General features: G+C 38.2%; 18 protein-coding genes. 11 read left to right on the top strand and 7 right to left on the bottom strand.

Annotated features, from left to right (window positions below; genetic code table 11):
* Positions 1–5 precede the first annotated feature (5 nt).
* Complete coding sequence (locus tag NST21_RS25515) at positions 6–392, bottom strand: kinase-associated lipoprotein B (protein ID WP_053348743.1); 387 nt, start codon at positions 390–392, stop codon at positions 6–8.
* Between the two features lie 178 nt (positions 393–570).
* Between NST21_RS25515 and NST21_RS25510 the strand changes: the two genes are divergently transcribed.
* Complete coding sequence (locus NST21_RS25510) at positions 571–1,161, top strand: peptidylprolyl isomerase (RefSeq protein WP_201187165.1); 591 nt, start codon at positions 571–573, stop codon at positions 1,159–1,161.
* Positions 1,162–1,235: 74 nt separating this feature from the next.
* On the opposite strand, the gene NST21_RS25505 is transcribed toward NST21_RS25510, so the two are convergent.
* Both NST21_RS25505 and NST21_RS25500 read right to left on the bottom strand, forming a co-directional pair.
* The gene (locus NST21_RS25505) at positions 1,236–1,745 is read right to left on the bottom strand and encodes a DUF2798 domain-containing protein (protein ID WP_340892021.1); all 510 of its coding nucleotides are present in this window, start codon (positions 1,743–1,745) and stop codon (positions 1,236–1,238) included.
* A gap of 152 nt (positions 1,746–1,897) precedes the next feature.
* On the bottom strand, positions 1,898–2,464 hold the full coding sequence (locus NST21_RS25500) for a TetR/AcrR family transcriptional regulator (protein WP_340892020.1): 567 nt from the start codon (positions 2,462–2,464) through the stop codon (positions 1,898–1,900).
* 422 nt (positions 2,465–2,886) lie between these two features.
* On the opposite strand from NST21_RS25500, the gene NST21_RS25495 reads away from it, so the two are divergent.
* The 4 genes from NST21_RS25495 (at position 2,887) to NST21_RS25480 (ending at position 5,536) form a co-directional block, all read left to right on the top strand.
* Entirely contained in the window at positions 2,887–3,111 is a 225-nt protein-coding gene (locus NST21_RS25495) for a hypothetical protein (RefSeq protein WP_053348746.1), read from the top strand.
* A 209-nt stretch (positions 3,112–3,320) separates the two neighbouring features.
* Positions 3,321–3,797, top strand: a complete 477-nt coding sequence (locus NST21_RS25490) for a GNAT family N-acetyltransferase (RefSeq protein ID WP_056525694.1) — start codon at positions 3,321–3,323, stop codon at positions 3,795–3,797.
* Positions 3,798–3,840: 43 nt separating this feature from the next.
* The gene (locus NST21_RS25485) at positions 3,841–4,455 is read left to right on the top strand and encodes a PH domain-containing protein (protein ID WP_056525692.1); all 615 of its coding nucleotides are present in this window, start codon (positions 3,841–3,843) and stop codon (positions 4,453–4,455) included.
* Between the two features lie 325 nt (positions 4,456–4,780).
* The gene (locus tag NST21_RS25480; protein WP_340892019.1) at positions 4,781–5,536 is read left to right on the top strand and encodes a TraR/DksA C4-type zinc finger protein; all 756 of its coding nucleotides are present in this window, start codon (positions 4,781–4,783) and stop codon (positions 5,534–5,536) included.
* A 48-nt stretch (positions 5,537–5,584) separates the two neighbouring features.
* On the opposite strand, the gene NST21_RS25475 is transcribed toward NST21_RS25480, so the two are convergent.
* A complete protein-coding gene (locus tag NST21_RS25475; protein WP_340892018.1) occupies positions 5,585–6,769 on the bottom strand; it encodes a MalY/PatB family protein in 1,185 nt (394 codons plus the stop codon).
* A gap of 94 nt (positions 6,770–6,863) precedes the next feature.
* Between NST21_RS25475 and NST21_RS25470 the strand changes: the two genes are divergently transcribed.
* Positions 6,864–7,124 carry a DUF1871 family protein gene (locus NST21_RS25470; protein WP_328115925.1) on the top strand — a complete coding sequence of 87 codons (261 nt, stop codon included), beginning with the start codon at positions 6,864–6,866 and terminating at the stop codon, positions 7,122–7,124.
* Positions 7,125–7,163: 39 nt separating this feature from the next.
* Here the strand turns inward: NST21_RS25470 and NST21_RS25465 are convergent, their stop codons facing one another.
* Positions 7,164–8,009: an alpha/beta fold hydrolase gene (locus NST21_RS25465; RefSeq protein WP_340892016.1), complete on the bottom strand. Its 846-nt coding sequence runs from the start codon at positions 8,007–8,009 to the stop codon at positions 7,164–7,166.
* 325 nt (positions 8,010–8,334) lie between these two features.
* Here NST21_RS25465 and NST21_RS25460 point away from each other — a divergent pair, with 325 nt between their 5' ends.
* Positions 8,335–8,835 (top strand): Lrp/AsnC family transcriptional regulator, encoded by a 501-nt coding sequence (locus NST21_RS25460; protein WP_053348753.1) that lies wholly within the window; start codon positions 8,335–8,337, stop codon positions 8,833–8,835.
* Positions 8,832–9,998, top strand: coding sequence for an aminotransferase (locus NST21_RS25455; protein WP_340892014.1), 1,167 nt, complete (start codon positions 8,832–8,834; stop codon positions 9,996–9,998). The genes NST21_RS25460 and NST21_RS25455 overlap by 4 nt, the downstream gene beginning before the upstream one ends.
* A gap of 166 nt (positions 9,999–10,164) precedes the next feature.
* Here NST21_RS25455 and NST21_RS25450 read toward each other — a convergent pair whose 3' ends face one another.
* The gene (locus tag NST21_RS25450) at positions 10,165–10,518 is read right to left on the bottom strand and encodes a helix-turn-helix domain-containing protein (protein WP_053348755.1); all 354 of its coding nucleotides are present in this window, start codon (positions 10,516–10,518) and stop codon (positions 10,165–10,167) included.
* A 482-nt stretch (positions 10,519–11,000) separates the two neighbouring features.
* Between NST21_RS25450 and yugI the strand changes: the two genes are divergently transcribed.
* A complete protein-coding gene (gene yugI, locus NST21_RS25445; RefSeq protein WP_201187152.1) occupies positions 11,001–11,405 on the top strand; it encodes a S1 domain-containing post-transcriptional regulator GSP13 in 405 nt (134 codons plus the stop codon).
* Positions 11,406–11,895: 490 nt separating this feature from the next.
* Here yugI and NST21_RS25440 read toward each other — a convergent pair whose 3' ends face one another.
* Positions 11,896–12,129: a DUF378 domain-containing protein gene (locus NST21_RS25440; protein WP_340892012.1), complete on the bottom strand. Its 234-nt coding sequence runs from the start codon at positions 12,127–12,129 to the stop codon at positions 11,896–11,898.
* A gap of 210 nt (positions 12,130–12,339) precedes the next feature.
* On the opposite strand from NST21_RS25440, the gene NST21_RS25435 reads away from it, so the two are divergent.
* Together NST21_RS25435 and NST21_RS25430 are read left to right on the top strand one after the other, a co-directional pair.
* The gene (locus NST21_RS25435) at positions 12,340–13,503 is read left to right on the top strand and encodes an iron-containing alcohol dehydrogenase (protein WP_340892010.1); all 1,164 of its coding nucleotides are present in this window, start codon (positions 12,340–12,342) and stop codon (positions 13,501–13,503) included.
* Positions 13,504–13,655: 152 nt separating this feature from the next.
* Positions 13,656–15,002 (top strand): glucose-6-phosphate isomerase, encoded by a 1,347-nt coding sequence (locus tag NST21_RS25430; protein ID WP_053348759.1) that lies wholly within the window; start codon positions 13,656–13,658, stop codon positions 15,000–15,002.
* The last annotated feature ends 170 nt before the right edge of the window (positions 15,003–15,172 follow it).

The following is a 15,172-nucleotide window of genomic DNA, read 5'->3' as shown; positions in this document are numbered from 1 at the left end:
ATGCTTTATTTGAAATAATCCGCTGCTAACTCTTCAAGCAACTGTAAGCTTTTATTATTCCATTCTGTGTGGACTTCGCTTAAAGTTCGTGCCATATTCTCAACAGCTTCTCTTAATGATTCCTTATACTCAGGAATTTCCTCTTCAAAGACCCTGACCATATTCTTCGGTACATTGGTTCTCTCGCGGAATGCAAGTGCACGACGTTGATGAAACATGGAAACTTCTGTTTGCTTCGGGTTATGAAGATCTCCCTGCATTGGATGCTTCACAACTGCCAACACTTTTACAAGATATGAAGTAGGCCTGATATCATTGATTTCGCCGATGTATTTCCCTGTTTTATATATGGCAGTAACCTTGTCGCCAATGTTAAATTCCTGTTCGGACATTTTTCATCCACCTTTCTTTTAGCTTCCTTCATGATACATAAGAACAACGATTTTTCACAGCGAATTTGTTTAATTTCGCAAAGATGCTTTTTTTATAAAAATCGTGTAAAGTGTACAAATGAAGGTTGAAAATGGAGATGTAAGCCATTTTATTTAAAAAAGAAAGAGGTTATGAACTATGACAAACTTTCCACAATTAACAAACGAAGTATTGGAAAATGAAAAAGCGGTCATTATGCAAACAACGCAAGGCGATATTAAAATTAAACTGTTTCCCGAACTGGCTCCAAAAACAGTAGAAAACTTCTTAACACATGCTGAAAACGGTTACTATGAAGGGATTATATTCCATCGTGTCATCAAAGATTTCATGCTTCAAGGCGGAGATCCTACAGGAACTGGAATGGGTGGTGAAAGTATTTGGGGCGCTCCATTTGAAGACGAGTTCTCTATGCAATTATTCAATCTGCGAGGAGCTCTTTCAATGGCGAATGCAGGCCCAGGAACAAATGGCAGCCAATTCTTCGTTGTTCAAGCACAGCACGTAGACAGCAGAATGGGTGAACAAATGAAGCAAGCCGGTTATCCGGAAGAAATCATTAACGCTTATATGGAACAAGGCGGCACACCATGGCTTGACCATAAACACTCTGTCTTTGGACAAGTTATCGAAGGCATGGATGTTGTTGATACGATTGCTAACGTAGAGACAGTTGCCGGAGACAAACCAGCTGTTGACGTAGTCATTAAGGGTATTACCATTTTATAATCGTCAAAATCAAACGAGGGGCTTGATGCCTCTCGTTTTTACTAGCGTTCCAATCTTTCTTTCATTTAACAATGTTATTTTGTCATCATCGATGCATAATTTTTTTTATCTTGATAAGCATGTAATTTTACCATCGCAAATCTTGCAATTGGTTGAATCACTAAACTCTCAGCTATAAGTACGATTAAGAAATTTCTTGGCCAATTCGTTAAAAATCTACTGAATATTTCTGAACTAATACCGTTTCCTACGATATCCCCAATAAGCGTCATACACGCTGACATTCCCAATACAGTGAATAAGATCCTAAATAAAATCTTTGAATTAAAGCTATCTGCTGGTTCTGTAAATTTCCCAACTAATTTTTCTGCAATAGGACCTACGATTACCGGTTCCATAATCATCGCAATAATCCACATAATCGGTAACGTTTTAAGTATCAGTAATACAACATTCCCATCTAATTTTTCTGAAATTAGAATGATACTTAGTGTCGTCATCAACAAAGCAGTCAGCGTACAAATGATACCGCCGTACAACGCTCCTTCTTTACCGTTTCTTGGCAATCTTGTTTCTAGTTTCATGTTTTTCTTCCTTTCAAGAAAAGTATTTCAGATAGTATCGTTACATGATTTAGTGCTTTAAAAGCATTTACATCACAAATGCTAAGGCAATATTTAATACGGATTCACTAAAAAGTCCAACAAGTCAGCTACTAAAAAAGAGCCAACACTTATTAATACGAATTTAATAAATTTGGTAATACCTGTGAAATCATCTTTAGTGGATCGCTTGTTTTTTTGGTTAAACAAAGCATAATACCACCTTCAATAGAAGCTGTCATCATTAGAGAAATTGAATCAGTTGTTTCTTTCGAAAAACCATCTGCTACTAACTTGTTCGAATAAATCTCTTGTATATTTGTGAAAGATTGATCACAGGCATTTCTGACTGGTTCACTTAGTGATCCCATTTCGCTAACGATGCTGCTAAATGTATAACCAGTAATCATCCCATCTCGATCATATTGAACAATCAATTCCTCAATCATCGCTTGTGTAGCTGCTTGAGTAGATGGATAATTTTGAAAAATTTCTTCCATATGCGTTGTAATTGCTTCATTTAATGAATGAAGACAAGCGATGAGTAATTCTTCTTTTCCGTTTGGAAAGTGGTGATAAAGCGAACCTTTTGAAATGTTACATGCTTTTAAAATTTCGTTTAATCCTACTCCCAAATATCCTTTTTGCTGGAAAAGACTTGTCGCGATGTCGATTATCCGCGATTTCGTATCCATTCCCATAATATACACCCTCCATACCAACCGGTCTGTTTTTAAATATATCAAAATAACATTTTATAAGTCAAGACATTTTTAACTCTCTAACAGTAATGGTTTTCACGATTTATACACAATTATTGGTGTATCCCTAAAAAACTTTTTCCTTCTACCCTTCCTCAGACCACTTCAAAATATCCTTCTATTTCACCTTACTTAATGGATGTTGTCGACATGATCGCTAACGTTGAGACAGGGGCTGGAGATAAACCAGCTGTAGACGTAGTCATCAAGGGTATTACCATTTAATAATCGTCAAAGGGAAGCGAGGGGTTTGATACCTCTCGTTTTTTTAAGTTTTAGTGGATTTGGCCCACTAGTGGATTGTTCTGGTAATTGTTATAATGACATAAAGAAGTTATTTTCTATCAGGAAGGATGTATCGGATGGACTTTCTTAATCATACTTTATTAGGTTTGTTTCTTTACTTTCCAGAAGACAAGACTGAATATATCTCGGCAGGTATAACATGTTTCATCTTTTTAATTGCAGCTGTTTTTACGATGCGAGCCATCATAAAATATTCAAAAAAAGAAGAAATGAAAACAAAACAATTTGAAGATGAAGTCACTAAAAGAAATCAACGTATAAAGGATGATTCTCTTTCTTAACCTAAAAAAGCTGCGAGCTCATTCATGAGAGATTGCAGTTTTTTATTATATTCTATGGTAATTTGAACATTAATTATCCCGTTATGAATGGGATTCGATTTTGATAATAGGTTGTAAAGTCCCTGTATACATAATAAACTGTTCCTTTATCAGCATAAGCATTTTATACTATAAGGATATAGATAGAATTTTTGGGGGCGTAAATTGTTATGCAAATCGTAGCTAAAAGAATGATTGCGGCAGATACGGTTAAGAGTTTTTTCATGCAGCATTGGGAAACGACTCAAGTCGTTTTTTCTAGAGGCTTGTTTCATTATGCAGAACTTGAGGGATTTGGGGTGATGGATGAGAATGAAAAAATCACGGGATTAGGGACATATAAAATGGCCAATCAGGTATGTCAGATCATTTCTTTGAATAGTGAGCATGAGAAGCAAGGTGTAGGCTCATCGTTGCTTTATGTGATAGAAAATATTGCAAAAGAAAAAAATTGCCATACTATTAAAGCGATTACAACCAATGATAATCTACAGGCATTGAAGTTTTTCCAAAAGCGTGGCTATGTCATTTCAGAAATTGTGAAAAATGCAGTCGAAGAATCAAGGAAAATCAAGCCTGAAATCCCATTTTACAGCTTTGATGGAATTCCGGTACGAGATGAGATAATACTAGAGAAATATTTATAATATGGTAGAATTTAACTGAGTATGAATAGAGGAGGAATGGAATTTGTTTAAGAAAATTGCGGCTGATGCACTTGGTCTCAGTGATATTGGAAGTGTAATTAAGCCTGCCGACTATGACAAGGTGGATGCAGATGATTACATCATGCACGAAGATGAGGAAAAAATTTATTTCCTGATTAAATCGAAAACCGATGAATACTGTTTTACGAATCAGGCGTTTATCCATTTGGATGGTACAAGTGCCATTAGTAAAAAGCGTACACTTACAAGGTATAGCTATAGCCAGCATAATATTTCCAACGTGACCCTTGAAACGGCAGGCACCGTGGATTTGGATGTAGAAATTAAATTTTCGATTGGGGCAAAAACTTTTTCCATTGATGTTCATAAAAAATTCATCGAAGAATTAAAGGACTTGTTCAAATCACTTGTTAAAATATCGGAAATTTGTCATGAAAATGAGTATGCCCTTCAATATGCCCAACAAAGTGTAAACCTTGCTTCTTCCACATTGAACCAGGTTCGGACTGAAGGAAGTCAAATGGCCGCGAGTTTTAAGGATATTAATTCCGCTGCTTTTGAATGGTTGATGGACAGCCGGAAAAAGTATCATATTAAAGATTTCGGTTATGTTTTTGAAAAATATATCAATAATTAAAAAAGAGGCGAACACAGAATGATGTGTCCGCCTTATTTTATTTAAGTCACATTTAAGAATCCCCCACGATCCCCTATTGTTTAGACTTACACGAAAGTTTACGCTTTGATACGAATATTGCATCATCATCTGCATCTCACCGAATTGTCCGGAACGATCATGTTAATTAATCCTCTTTGGAAAAACACATGAAAAGCCCATCTTTTTGAATTTTATTAGTTTTTGTTCTCTCTTCCGATTTATTCTTGAGGTAAAAAGTACCTTTATGGAATGAAGTAAAGATAGAAATACTAGAGAGAAGAACGATTATGAAAGGATGTTGCACATGCTATCTAATCAACAAATAAATAGCTTTCAACAGCAATTGCAGCACACAAAGCAGGAGTTGGAAAAGCAATTAAATGAATCGGGTGACTTTGGTTTAAGAAGAAGTCAAGATGATTCGACTGGTGAGTTATCGAGCTATGATAATCATCCTGGTGATCAAGGAACAGAATTATATGAGCGTGAAAAAGATTTGGCGCTGGGTGAGCATGTCCGCGATGAAATTAGGGATATTAATCGAGCCCTTCAAGCAATTGATGCAGGAGAGTATGGGAAATGTGAAGTTTGTTCAAAAGAAATTCCTCTTGACCGTTTGAGCATTATCCCGACGACTACCTTTTGTGTCGAGCATTCGCCATCTCAAGAAACTTCTGACAATCGGCCGGTAGAAGAGGAAGTGTTGGGACCTCCATTTGGAAGGTTTGATTATGATGGGCGGGACGAATCGGTTGCATTCGATGCGGAGGATTCATGGCAGGAAGTTGCTAGCTATGGAACATCTGAAACGCCTTCTGATTTTGCTTATCCTCCTAACGATTATGAAGATATGTATGTCGAGTCTGAAGAAAATATTGGGTATGTTGAAGATTATGAAAATTTTGTTGGCGTGGATATATACGGTAAGGAGATAACGGTCTATCCTAACTCCCAGTATCAAGAATTGAAGGAAACACTTATTGAAGAAAATATACAAACATCGATTGGGGATCTGCCTCGTTATGAGCATGATCCATATGTAGAAGAAGAGAAGGACTAATAGAAAAAAGCAAAGAACCAGGCTTCAAACCTGGTTCTTTGTTATTTCTTATGAAAAAGCCAATTTTAATCGATTAAGCCCATCCAACAGCACACTGCGTGAACAACCAATATTCATCCGGACGAAACCTTCTCCACCTTGGCCATATTTTGAACCAGGCTCTAATGCGAGCTTCCCTTGATGGATCAGTCGTTCCTTAATTTCCTTGTCGTTCAATCCTAGATCACGGCAGTCAATCCATAAAAGGTAAGAGGCATCCGGATGCATGACATGCAGTGCAGGAATTTCAACAGCAATGAATTCCTCTGCCACTTTTATATTCTCCTCGATGTAAGCAATCATGTCTTTCAGCCAGGGTAAGCCCTCTCGATACGCGGCTTCCATAGCTGTTAAAGCTAGGATGTTCAGTCCATGAAAGGCCAGTTTCGTTTGAGCCTTTTGCAATTGCTTCTGCAGTTTTTCATTACTGGTGATCAGGAATGAAGCCTGTATGCCGGCTATATTGAATGTTTTACTTGGTGCCATTAACGTAACTGTTATGTCCGATAATTGTTCTGAAAGTGAGGCGAGGGGATAATGTCTGGATGTTGAATGGAATAAGTCAGCGTGAATCTCATCACTGATTATGATTACATCATATTTTACACAGAGCTCGCCAATCTTCAGGAGTTCGTCTTTTGTCCAGACGCGTCCGCCGGGGTTATGTGGACTGCAAAACAGGAATAGTTTCACTCCACTTTTAAGCTTGTCTTCAAAATCCGTAAAATCAATCTTAAAGCGATAGTCTTCTATGATAAGTGGACTATTGACCACTTCCCGGTCATTATTTTTGACCATATCAAAAAATGGTGTATAGACGGGTGATTGTACCAATATTTTATCACCCGGGTTCGTGAATGCTTGGATCGTTGTACCGATGGCTGAAACGACGCCAGAGCTAAATGAGATCCATTCCTTTGTGATGGGCCAAGAGTGCTGGTCTCTAAGCCAGCTTTGAATTTCGGTGAAAACCGTTTCGGAAGGGACGGTATAACCAAAAATCGGATGATTCAGGCGTTCAATTAACGCTTTTTGAATGCCCTCAGGAGAAGGGAAATCCATATCGGCAACCCACATGGGCAGTACATCTTCTCTTCCATACAATGATTTAAGCGAGTTTTTATCCCATTTTACTGATCCTGTATTTTCCCTGTTAATGTGTTCTTCAAAAATTGACTTTTTCAAAATATCCACCACCGATTTAAAAATTTGTCGTCTTCGCGAAAAGCGTGTTGTTATGATACTATGATATCATGTTCTCTGAATATATTGAGCAGGTGATGATTACATGGATACACAGCAAATGAATTTAGCGTTGGTTGCCGTTTTGCAAGAATGGGACCCTTTTCAGATTGGCGGGGAACTATATGAGCCGGAAATTGCGGATACAGTTGTTGCAATCCGAGATATAGATAACCCACAGGAACTGGCGAAAAAAATAAAATCTATTTATGAGTTCGCATTTGATGCGCCCGTTATGATGGAAAAATGTCTGGATGTTGCAAAGAAGCTGCTAATCATAAAGAATGATGCCAGCTGCTCGATCTAAAGACATTGAAGGATGACCCGAAATAAGGGTCATCCTCTTTTATGTTTGGATAGTCGGCGTCCTTAAAAATTCCTTAATTAAGTGATACACTTCTTCGGGATTCTCCTCTGGAAGCAGATGTCCTGAATTTTCTAAGACGGCAAGTTTTGAATTAGGAAGGTCTTTATGTAACCTTTCACCAATCTTCAGGGGTACTACTTTATCATGCCGACCCCAAACAAGCAGACAAGGCGTTTGAATCGAATAAAGGTCCTCCTCTAATAAATCGACTTCCTTATCGCGTAGCATCCTTCCTAGCGCACGAAATATATCATGCTTCTTAATGAATGGTTCTAGATAGCCTTGCCGCATTTCATCATCAATCATGGCTTGATTATGAACAACGTTTTTCAAGTTCTTTTCTATCCCCGACTTTTGTAGATACCGTTTTATTCCGAACGAAAAGAAAGGCAGATAGCTAATCATCTTCATTTTTTCTGAATAGCTAGGTTGATAGCCTGAACCGGCAAGGAGAATGGCATGTTCGACCAGGTCCGGATGTGATTTAATGAGTTGCAAGGAAACCTGACCACCCATAGAGTGCCCGATGATACTAAATTGCCTGATGTTTTTGCCTTCTAAAAACTGGACAACGGATTTGGCGATATTCTGGAAAGAATATGTATATCGATAAGCTTTCCCGCTTTGACCGAATGGAGGAAGATCTATCGAGATCACATTGAAATCTTGGATTAAATAAGGTACTAATTTACGGAAGCTGAAGCTGGATGATAAAAACCCATGCAGTAATACAAGGGTCGGAAAGGAATCATTAATTTGATCATATTCAAAATAGATATCAATATTTCCCACCTGTTCGATGCCTTTAATTGTGTGACCTTCCATATGAAGCCCCTTCTCTATTATTATTTCTCATCTAAATAAAGAGATATTGTCTCAATCACAGATTTTCCCTGAAAATCCAAAAATACTGTCCTTTAACGCTGTTGCATAACAGTAATTGTAATAATAACCATGAAAAAAGACAATTACTATAACAGGTTTTTAATCAATTTTGATATAATAGTGTAAGTTTATCCTGACAGAATAGGACTTATTAATTTATATTGTCGTACTTGATTCTATAAAAGTCTAATAAGGTAATTCATCAGACTATCTGCCAGCCAAACATCACGTCTAAATTAGTGAATTCCAAAAGGGGGGTTTTCCAATGCACTTGAATGAAGAGGAATTGGAAGTCTTGAGAATCATTGAAAATAACAGCCGGATTGATCTGAAGGATTTGGCGAAAATGACCGAGTTATCAGAAGCGGACATTGAAGTAACATTGAAGAAATTAGAAGACATGCGTGTGATTGTCCGTTATTTAACAGTTATTAACTGGGCAAAAGTGGATGAATACCATGGTGTCACTGCGATGATTGATGTAAAAGTAACACCAAAACGCGGTGTTGGTTTCGATGAGGTCGCAAAACGAATTTACCGGTTTAAAGAAGTAGAGTCCGTCTATTTAATGTCTGGAGCCTATGATCTTTCCGTCATCGTTGAGGGACGTTCGATGAATGAAGTGGCAAGCTTTGTATCAGAAAAACTTTCGACACTTGATTCTGTTATATCTACTACGACTCACTTTATTATGAAAAAATACAAGCATGACGGCACTATATTTGATCAAACTGAAGAAGATAAGCGGATAGTGGTGTCACCATGATTAAAACGAGTTATGTTTCAAGGACGATTGCAGAGCTAAAGCCATCAGGAATTCGCCGCTTCTTCGACTTGGCTGCCAATTTGGAGGGTGTCGTCTCACTTGGTGTAGGTGAACCAGATTTCGTTACATCATGGGCAGTAAGGGAAGCAGCTATCAACTCATTGGAGGAAGGATATACCTCATATACAGCTAATGCCGGATTATTTGAATTAAGGTCAGAGATCAGCAAATATATGGAGAAGCAGTTCCATGTTTCGTATAGACCTGAGGATCAAATTATTGTAACGGTTGGAGCAAGCCAGGCACTCGATATTACGCTGAGAACTATTTTGAATCCAGGTGAAGAAGTTATCGTCGTCGAACCTTGTTTTGTCGCCTATGCACCCCTAGTGACCATGGCAGGGGGGATTCCAGTCACGGTTCAAACCTCTAAGGATGATGACTTTAAGTTAACACCCGAACAACTTGAAGCGGCGATTACTCCTAAAACGAAGGCCGTTTTAATCTGTTCGCCGAATAACCCTACAGGTACTCAACTTGAGCAGGCAGAATTAGTGATGCTTGCTGATATCGTTAAAAAACATGATTTGCTAGTTATTTCCGATGAAATCTATGCGGAGCTTGCATATGATGAAGTATTCACTTCTTTTGCAGCTATTGATGGCATGATGGAACGTACAATCGTAATCAATGGATTTTCTAAAGGTTTTGCGATGACTGGATGGCGTCTAGGATTTGTATGTGCGCCTAAAGAAATTTCTGAAGCAATGCTGAAGCTTCACCAATATGCGATGATGTGTGCCCCAACTATGGCGCAGCATGCAGCATTGGAAGCATTAAAGCACGGGATGAAAGATGTGGAAGAGATGCGAAGGAGTTATCGAAGAAGAAGGAATTATATAGTGAAATCGTTCAATGACATCGGTCTGGACTGCCATAAACCAGGGGGTGCCTTTTATGCTTTTCCATCTATCGAAAAAACAGGGATGACTTCGATGGAATTTGCAGAAAGACTTCTGAAGGAAGAACTAGTTGCTGTTGTGCCGGGAGATGTATTTGGGGAAAGCGGTGAAGGGCATATCCGTTGTTCTTACGCTTCTTCCATGGAGCATCTTCAAGAAGCACTGAAAAGAATGGAACGTTTCATGAAGAATCATTGTTGAATAAAAGCAAAAAAAAAAGGGATCCTGTCGTTACTTACGACGGATCCCTTTTCCATAGGGGGAATTAGAAAAAAGAGTTAATCTAATGGATTAACATAGAAAGTGTTAATCCTAGTATATCCGGTAATTTGGAAAAAAATACATGTGCAACCAGCATTTTTTTTAATTAAGTTTGTGTGTTATATAATTTATTCATAACATTCAGAATTTGCTCTTCACTAAAATCTTTAGCTGTTCTTAGGATAAGTATTGCCTTTTCGGTTCCGATCTCCTCAATTAGCTTTTCGATTTCCTCGTCAACACCAGCGGCATTCACTGTTGGACTAACTTTTAAAAATTCTGAAGCTGGAATATCAAGAACGGTAGAAAGCCGCAAAATGGTTTGTGTATCAGGGACTGACTCACCCGATTCATACATTTCAATTTTCTTGGTGCCAATACGTAATTTTAAAGCCAGTTCCTGTTGAGTGAGGTTATGATCTTCTCGGTACTGACGGATGTTCTTCGCGATATTTGACATTGTCAAGCACTCCTTTATCAGGAAATATTCTTTATATGATTATTTTACCATATTATAGTATAAGTAAAGTGAATGAATATGTATGTTTTGTGAAAAAACGCCACATCGAAAAAATATCGAAGCGGCGTATTTGGGATGTTACATTAGATTTATCGACTTGAGAAACACGGGGATAATCATGATTGGTACGATGTAGCGAATCAAGAAATACCAAACTCTTCAACATTAGGTAGTGTTTTAAAATTACAATCTTTAGAAAAATAAGTGAATATGTTAAAGGAAATCATGTTTAATTGCATATTTTTAGGTTAAGTTATAAATAACAATCTTATAATAATAAGTATTTCCAAAAAACAAACATTTTTAATGAGTAAAAACCCAAAAAGTATGATATACTTAACTTTGATTATTTTCCAATTATGTGATATAATTTTTTATTGCGTGAAAAGACGAAAAAATATATATAAAATAGGAGTGTTACCATGTCTGAAAAATTCGAAATTGGTGCGGTAGTTACTGGCAAAGTAACTGGTATTCAACCATACGGTGCATTTGTTGCTCTAGATGATTCAACTCAAGGTTTAGTTCATATTTCTGAAATTACTCACGGATTCGTAAAAGATATTAACGAACATTTAAAAGTGGGCGATGAAGTAAAAGTTAAAGTGCTTTCAATCGATTCAGCTGCTGGAAAAATTGGCTTATCGATCCGCGCAACAGAAGAAGCTCCTGAGCGTACTGAAGCTCCGAAAAAAGCTCCTAAAAAACGCCAAGCATCTGTTAAAGCAACATCTCACATCGAATCTACTGAAGGCTTCAACTCTTTGAAAGACAAACTTCAAGCTTGGATTGAGCAATCTCAACGCGAAGACCTAATCAAAAAATAATTTTTTTAACCGACAGATCCTTTGATCAGTCGGTTTTTTTGTGCTTATTAGCATTTTCATATAGCATTTCGACCCTTCATACTCAAACCATCAACTCGCCAAAGTGCGGGTTATCTCTGTTTGAACGGTGAAAATAATTGCTTCTATCGGGAACTTTCATGGTCGGACGACGACAGCCATGTCGCTCTCCAATACGGAATATAGAGATGAATTCCACTGGTTTTTATTGCTGATAAATTAAGTCAAGTGGAAAATGTTTGCTTGTGATTGAAGAAGAATTGAAGCCGGATATATATACTCTGTTAAGCTGTAAGAAAATGCGAAAACATCATTCGATTTGTACCTCCGAAATGTAATTGATAAGCCAGAAATTGATTAGGACTTTGAAAGCATTGAAAAAAAGTATTAATTAAAATAAAGCCGGGGCATGAGGTTATCATGGACCGGCTTTGTTTATAGGACAAACAAATTATCTATAGACTTAAGACTTTCAACGAGTTGGTTTAGCTTCAGGCTCTCTTGAAACTTCAGGACTTGGTTTGAAGAGAAGACCAAGGTTAATAAGACCGGCAATTCCTACTATTCCATAAACGATACGAGCCAATGCAGCATCTTGTCCGCCGAAGATAGCAGCAACTAAATCGAATTGGAAAAACCCGATTAATCCCCAATTCACGGCACCGATAATTGTAAAAACAAGTGCAGTTCTTTGTATTCCACTCATTGTACAGCCTCCTTTTTTAATAAGTTAGTTCTTTATTTATCATGCTTTTTCACCATGCAAATATACATACGGACAAAACTTCCGAACGGATACTTTGTATTTATATGGAACTTTCGGCATAATGAAGAAAAGCAAAAACTCACCATTGCCCAAGAGGTGGATATTGTGGCCTGAAAAAGAGGACAATGTGTCATAAAAGGAGAGAATGCATTGGAGAATTTCACTTATAAAAATCCTACTAAATTAATTTTTGGGAAAAATCAGCTTGAAAGTCTAAAAACAGAAATTCCACACTTTGGTGATAAAGTGTTACTTGTATACGGCGGTGGAAGTATAAAGAAAAATGGTCTGTATGATAAGGTAATCACAGCATTAGGGGAGATTAATGCGGAAGTACATGAACTTGCCGGAGTTGAACCGAATCCACGCATTTCTACAGTCCGTAAAGGTGTGGAGCTTTGTAAAGAGCATCAAATCGACTTTGTACTTGCAGTTGGCGGAGGAAGCGTTATTGACGCTACAAAGGCCATTGTTGCAGGTGCGAAATATAAGGGAGACCCATGGGATCTCGTAATTAAAAAGGCACCAGTGAATGAAGCCCTTCCGTTTGGAACAGTGCTGACTATAGCCGCAACTGGTTCTGAAGCAAATCCAGGTTCTGTCATAACAAATTGGGAAACGAAAGAGAAATACGGATGGGGAAGTCCTTTAGTTTATCCGCAATTCTCCATTTTAGATCCCGTAAATACTTTTTCGGTTCCAAAAAATCAAACGGTCTACGGAATGGTTGATATGATGTCACATGTGTTTGAATCATATTTTCATCCAGAAACCCATGCACCTCTTCAGGACCGTTTTTGTGAATCTCTCTTGTTGACGGTCATCGAAACGGCTCCAAAACTATTGGAAGACTTGGAGAATTATGAGCACCGGTCTACGGTATTATATGCGGGAACACTTGCCTTAAACGGATCTCTAGGGGTTGGTTACAACGGTGATTGGGCTACACATAATATTGAACATGCAGTTTCGGCGGTATATGATATCCCCCATGCTGGAGGATTGGCTATCTTATTTCCAAATTGGATGAAACATGTGCTCCATGAAAATGTCAACCGTTTCAAGCAGGTTGCAGTCCGCGTATTTAATGTAGATCCGAAAGGTAAAACGGATGAGGAAGCTGCGCTTGAGGGCATTGAACGACTTCGTATATTTTGGAGCAGCTTAGGGGCGCCGACACGTCTTGCGGATTATGGTATCGACGACTCGCAGTTAGAGATCATGGCCGATAAAGCCATGAGCAGAGGAGATTTTGGCCAATTTAAAGTGTTGAATCGCGAAGATGTTCTTGCCATTTTACGGGCTTCGTTATAATTTGAGTTATAAAGCTGAGTTCTCCCACCACAAAAGGTGGGAGAAATTCTTGAACAAGGATATAATCTGATGTTTACTTTATCGATTTCTTGATTATGATTAATACATCAGATAAAGTGAAAGAGAAACTTAAAATTAGAGGAGGAATTGGCTTGGCCCATTTACATTTCGATTATTCAAAGGCTCTACCGTTTTTTGGAAAGCATGAAATGACTTATTTACAGGATGCTGTAAAAGTGGCACACCATTCTCTGCATGAACAGACAGGGGCGGGCAATGAGTATCTTGGCTGGATTGATTTACCTGCTAATTATGATAAGGAAGAATTCTCAAGGATTAAAAAAGCAGCCGCTAAAATAAAAGATGATTCAGATGTGTTATTGGTTATCGGAATTGGCGGATCCTACTTAGGGGCACGTGCTGCCATTGAGATGCTTCAACATAGTTTTTATAATCTTTTGCCTTCGGACAAAAGAAATACACCACAAATTATATTTGTCGGTAACAATATCAGCTCTACATATATGCAAGATGTTATGGATTTATTGGCGGATAAGGATTTCTCCATCAATGTAATTTCAAAATCGGGCACGACAACTGAACCTGCTCTTGCGTTCCGAATTTTCCGGAAACTGCTCGAACAAAAATATGGTGTCGAAGAAGCGAAAGGCCGGATTTATGCGACCACTGATAAAGAAAAGGGCGCTTTAAAAACGGTAGCAACTGAAGAGGGCTTCCAAACCTTCGTTATTCCTGACGATGTTGGTGGCCGTTATTCAGTATTAACAGCAGTAGGGTTGCTTCCAATTGCAGTGAGCGGTGCAGATATCGACCAAATCATGGAGGGTGCTGAACATGCAAGAGTGGACTTCAGTTCTTCTGAGCTAGCTGATAATCAGGCATACCAATATGCAGTGGTCCGCAACGTTCTATACAATAAAGGTAAGACTATTGAAATGCTGATAAACTATGAGCCTGGACTTCAGTACTTTTCCGAGTGGTGGAAGCAGTTATTCGGAGAGAGTGAAGGGAAAGACCAAAAAGGAATTTTCCCTGCATCCGCCAACTTTTCAACTGACCTGCATTCATTAGGACAGTATGTTCAGGAAGGACGCCGCGATCTTTTTGAAACGGTCATCAAAGTGGAAAAAGCCCGTCATGAAATTTTAATTGAGGAAGCGGACAATGACTTGGATGGTTTGAATTATTTGGCGGGAGAAACGGTGCAATTTGTCAATAATAAAGCTTTCGAAGGTACGCTGTTAGCTCATACAGACGGTGGTGTTCCAAATCTGATTTTATCGGTGCCGCAGCTGGATGCGTATACATTTGGCTATCTCGTATATTTCTTCGAGAAAGCTTGTGCGATGAGCGGTTACCTACTAGGAGTCAATCCATTTGATCAGCCTGGAGTGGAAGCGTATAAGGTGAACATGTTTGCCCTTCTAGGTAAACCAGGTTATGAAAAGAAAAAAGAGGAGCTCGAACAGCGCCTATAATCATTTATTAAAAAAGGTATCAAGCTGGATTACACTGTCCAAGCTTGATACCTTTTTTGTTTTTATCTAATTTTAGTAAATGTAAATCAAGGGGAAGTTAAAATACATCCCTGATAATGGTCATCATAATATTAAAATAGAAGTGAGGGATTATTGATGTAAGTATCATC

Source organism: Peribacillus sp. FSL K6-1552 (assembly GCF_038005205.1).
GTDB lineage: Bacteria > Bacillota > Bacilli > Bacillales > DSM-1321 > Peribacillus > Peribacillus butanolivorans.
This window is presented reverse-complemented; position numbering and strand designations above follow the sequence as displayed.

Bases quoted from the DNA above. Each gene is read 5' to 3' on its own strand.
- NST21_RS25480 (WP_340892019.1), top strand. From the start codon at position 4,781: ATGCTATCTAATCAACAAATAAATAGCTTTCAACAGCAATTGCAGCAC.
- NST21_RS25510 (WP_201187165.1), top strand. From the start codon at position 571: ATGACAAACTTTCCACAATTAACAAACGAAGTATTGGAAAATGAAAAA.
- NST21_RS25455 (WP_340892014.1), top strand. From the start codon at position 8,832: ATGATTAAAACGAGTTATGTTTCAAGGACGATTGCAGAGCTAAAGCCA.
- NST21_RS25465 (WP_340892016.1), bottom strand. From the start codon at position 8,009: ATGGAAGGTCACACAATTAAAGGCATCGAACAGGTGGGAAATATTGAT.
- yugI (WP_201187152.1), top strand. From the start codon at position 11,001: ATGTCTGAAAAATTCGAAATTGGTGCGGTAGTTACTGGCAAAGTAACT.
- NST21_RS25460 (WP_053348753.1), top strand. From the start codon at position 8,335: ATGCACTTGAATGAAGAGGAATTGGAAGTCTTGAGAATCATTGAAAAT.
- NST21_RS25440 (WP_340892012.1), bottom strand. From the start codon at position 12,129: ATGAGTGGAATACAAAGAACTGCACTTGTTTTTACAATTATCGGTGCC.
- NST21_RS25500 (WP_340892020.1), bottom strand. From the start codon at position 2,464: ATGGGAATGGATACGAAATCGCGGATAATCGACATCGCGACAAGTCTT.
- NST21_RS25515 (WP_053348743.1), bottom strand. From the start codon at position 392: ATGTCCGAACAGGAATTTAACATTGGCGACAAGGTTACTGCCATATAT.
- NST21_RS25505 (WP_340892021.1), bottom strand. From the start codon at position 1,745: ATGAAACTAGAAACAAGATTGCCAAGAAACGGTAAAGAAGGAGCGTTG.
- NST21_RS25495 (WP_053348746.1), top strand. From the start codon at position 2,887: ATGGACTTTCTTAATCATACTTTATTAGGTTTGTTTCTTTACTTTCCA.
- NST21_RS25450 (WP_053348755.1), bottom strand. From the start codon at position 10,518: ATGTCAAATATCGCGAAGAACATCCGTCAGTACCGAGAAGATCATAAC.
- NST21_RS25490 (WP_056525694.1), top strand. From the start codon at position 3,321: ATGCAAATCGTAGCTAAAAGAATGATTGCGGCAGATACGGTTAAGAGT.
- NST21_RS25470 (WP_328115925.1), top strand. From the start codon at position 6,864: ATGGATACACAGCAAATGAATTTAGCGTTGGTTGCCGTTTTGCAAGAA.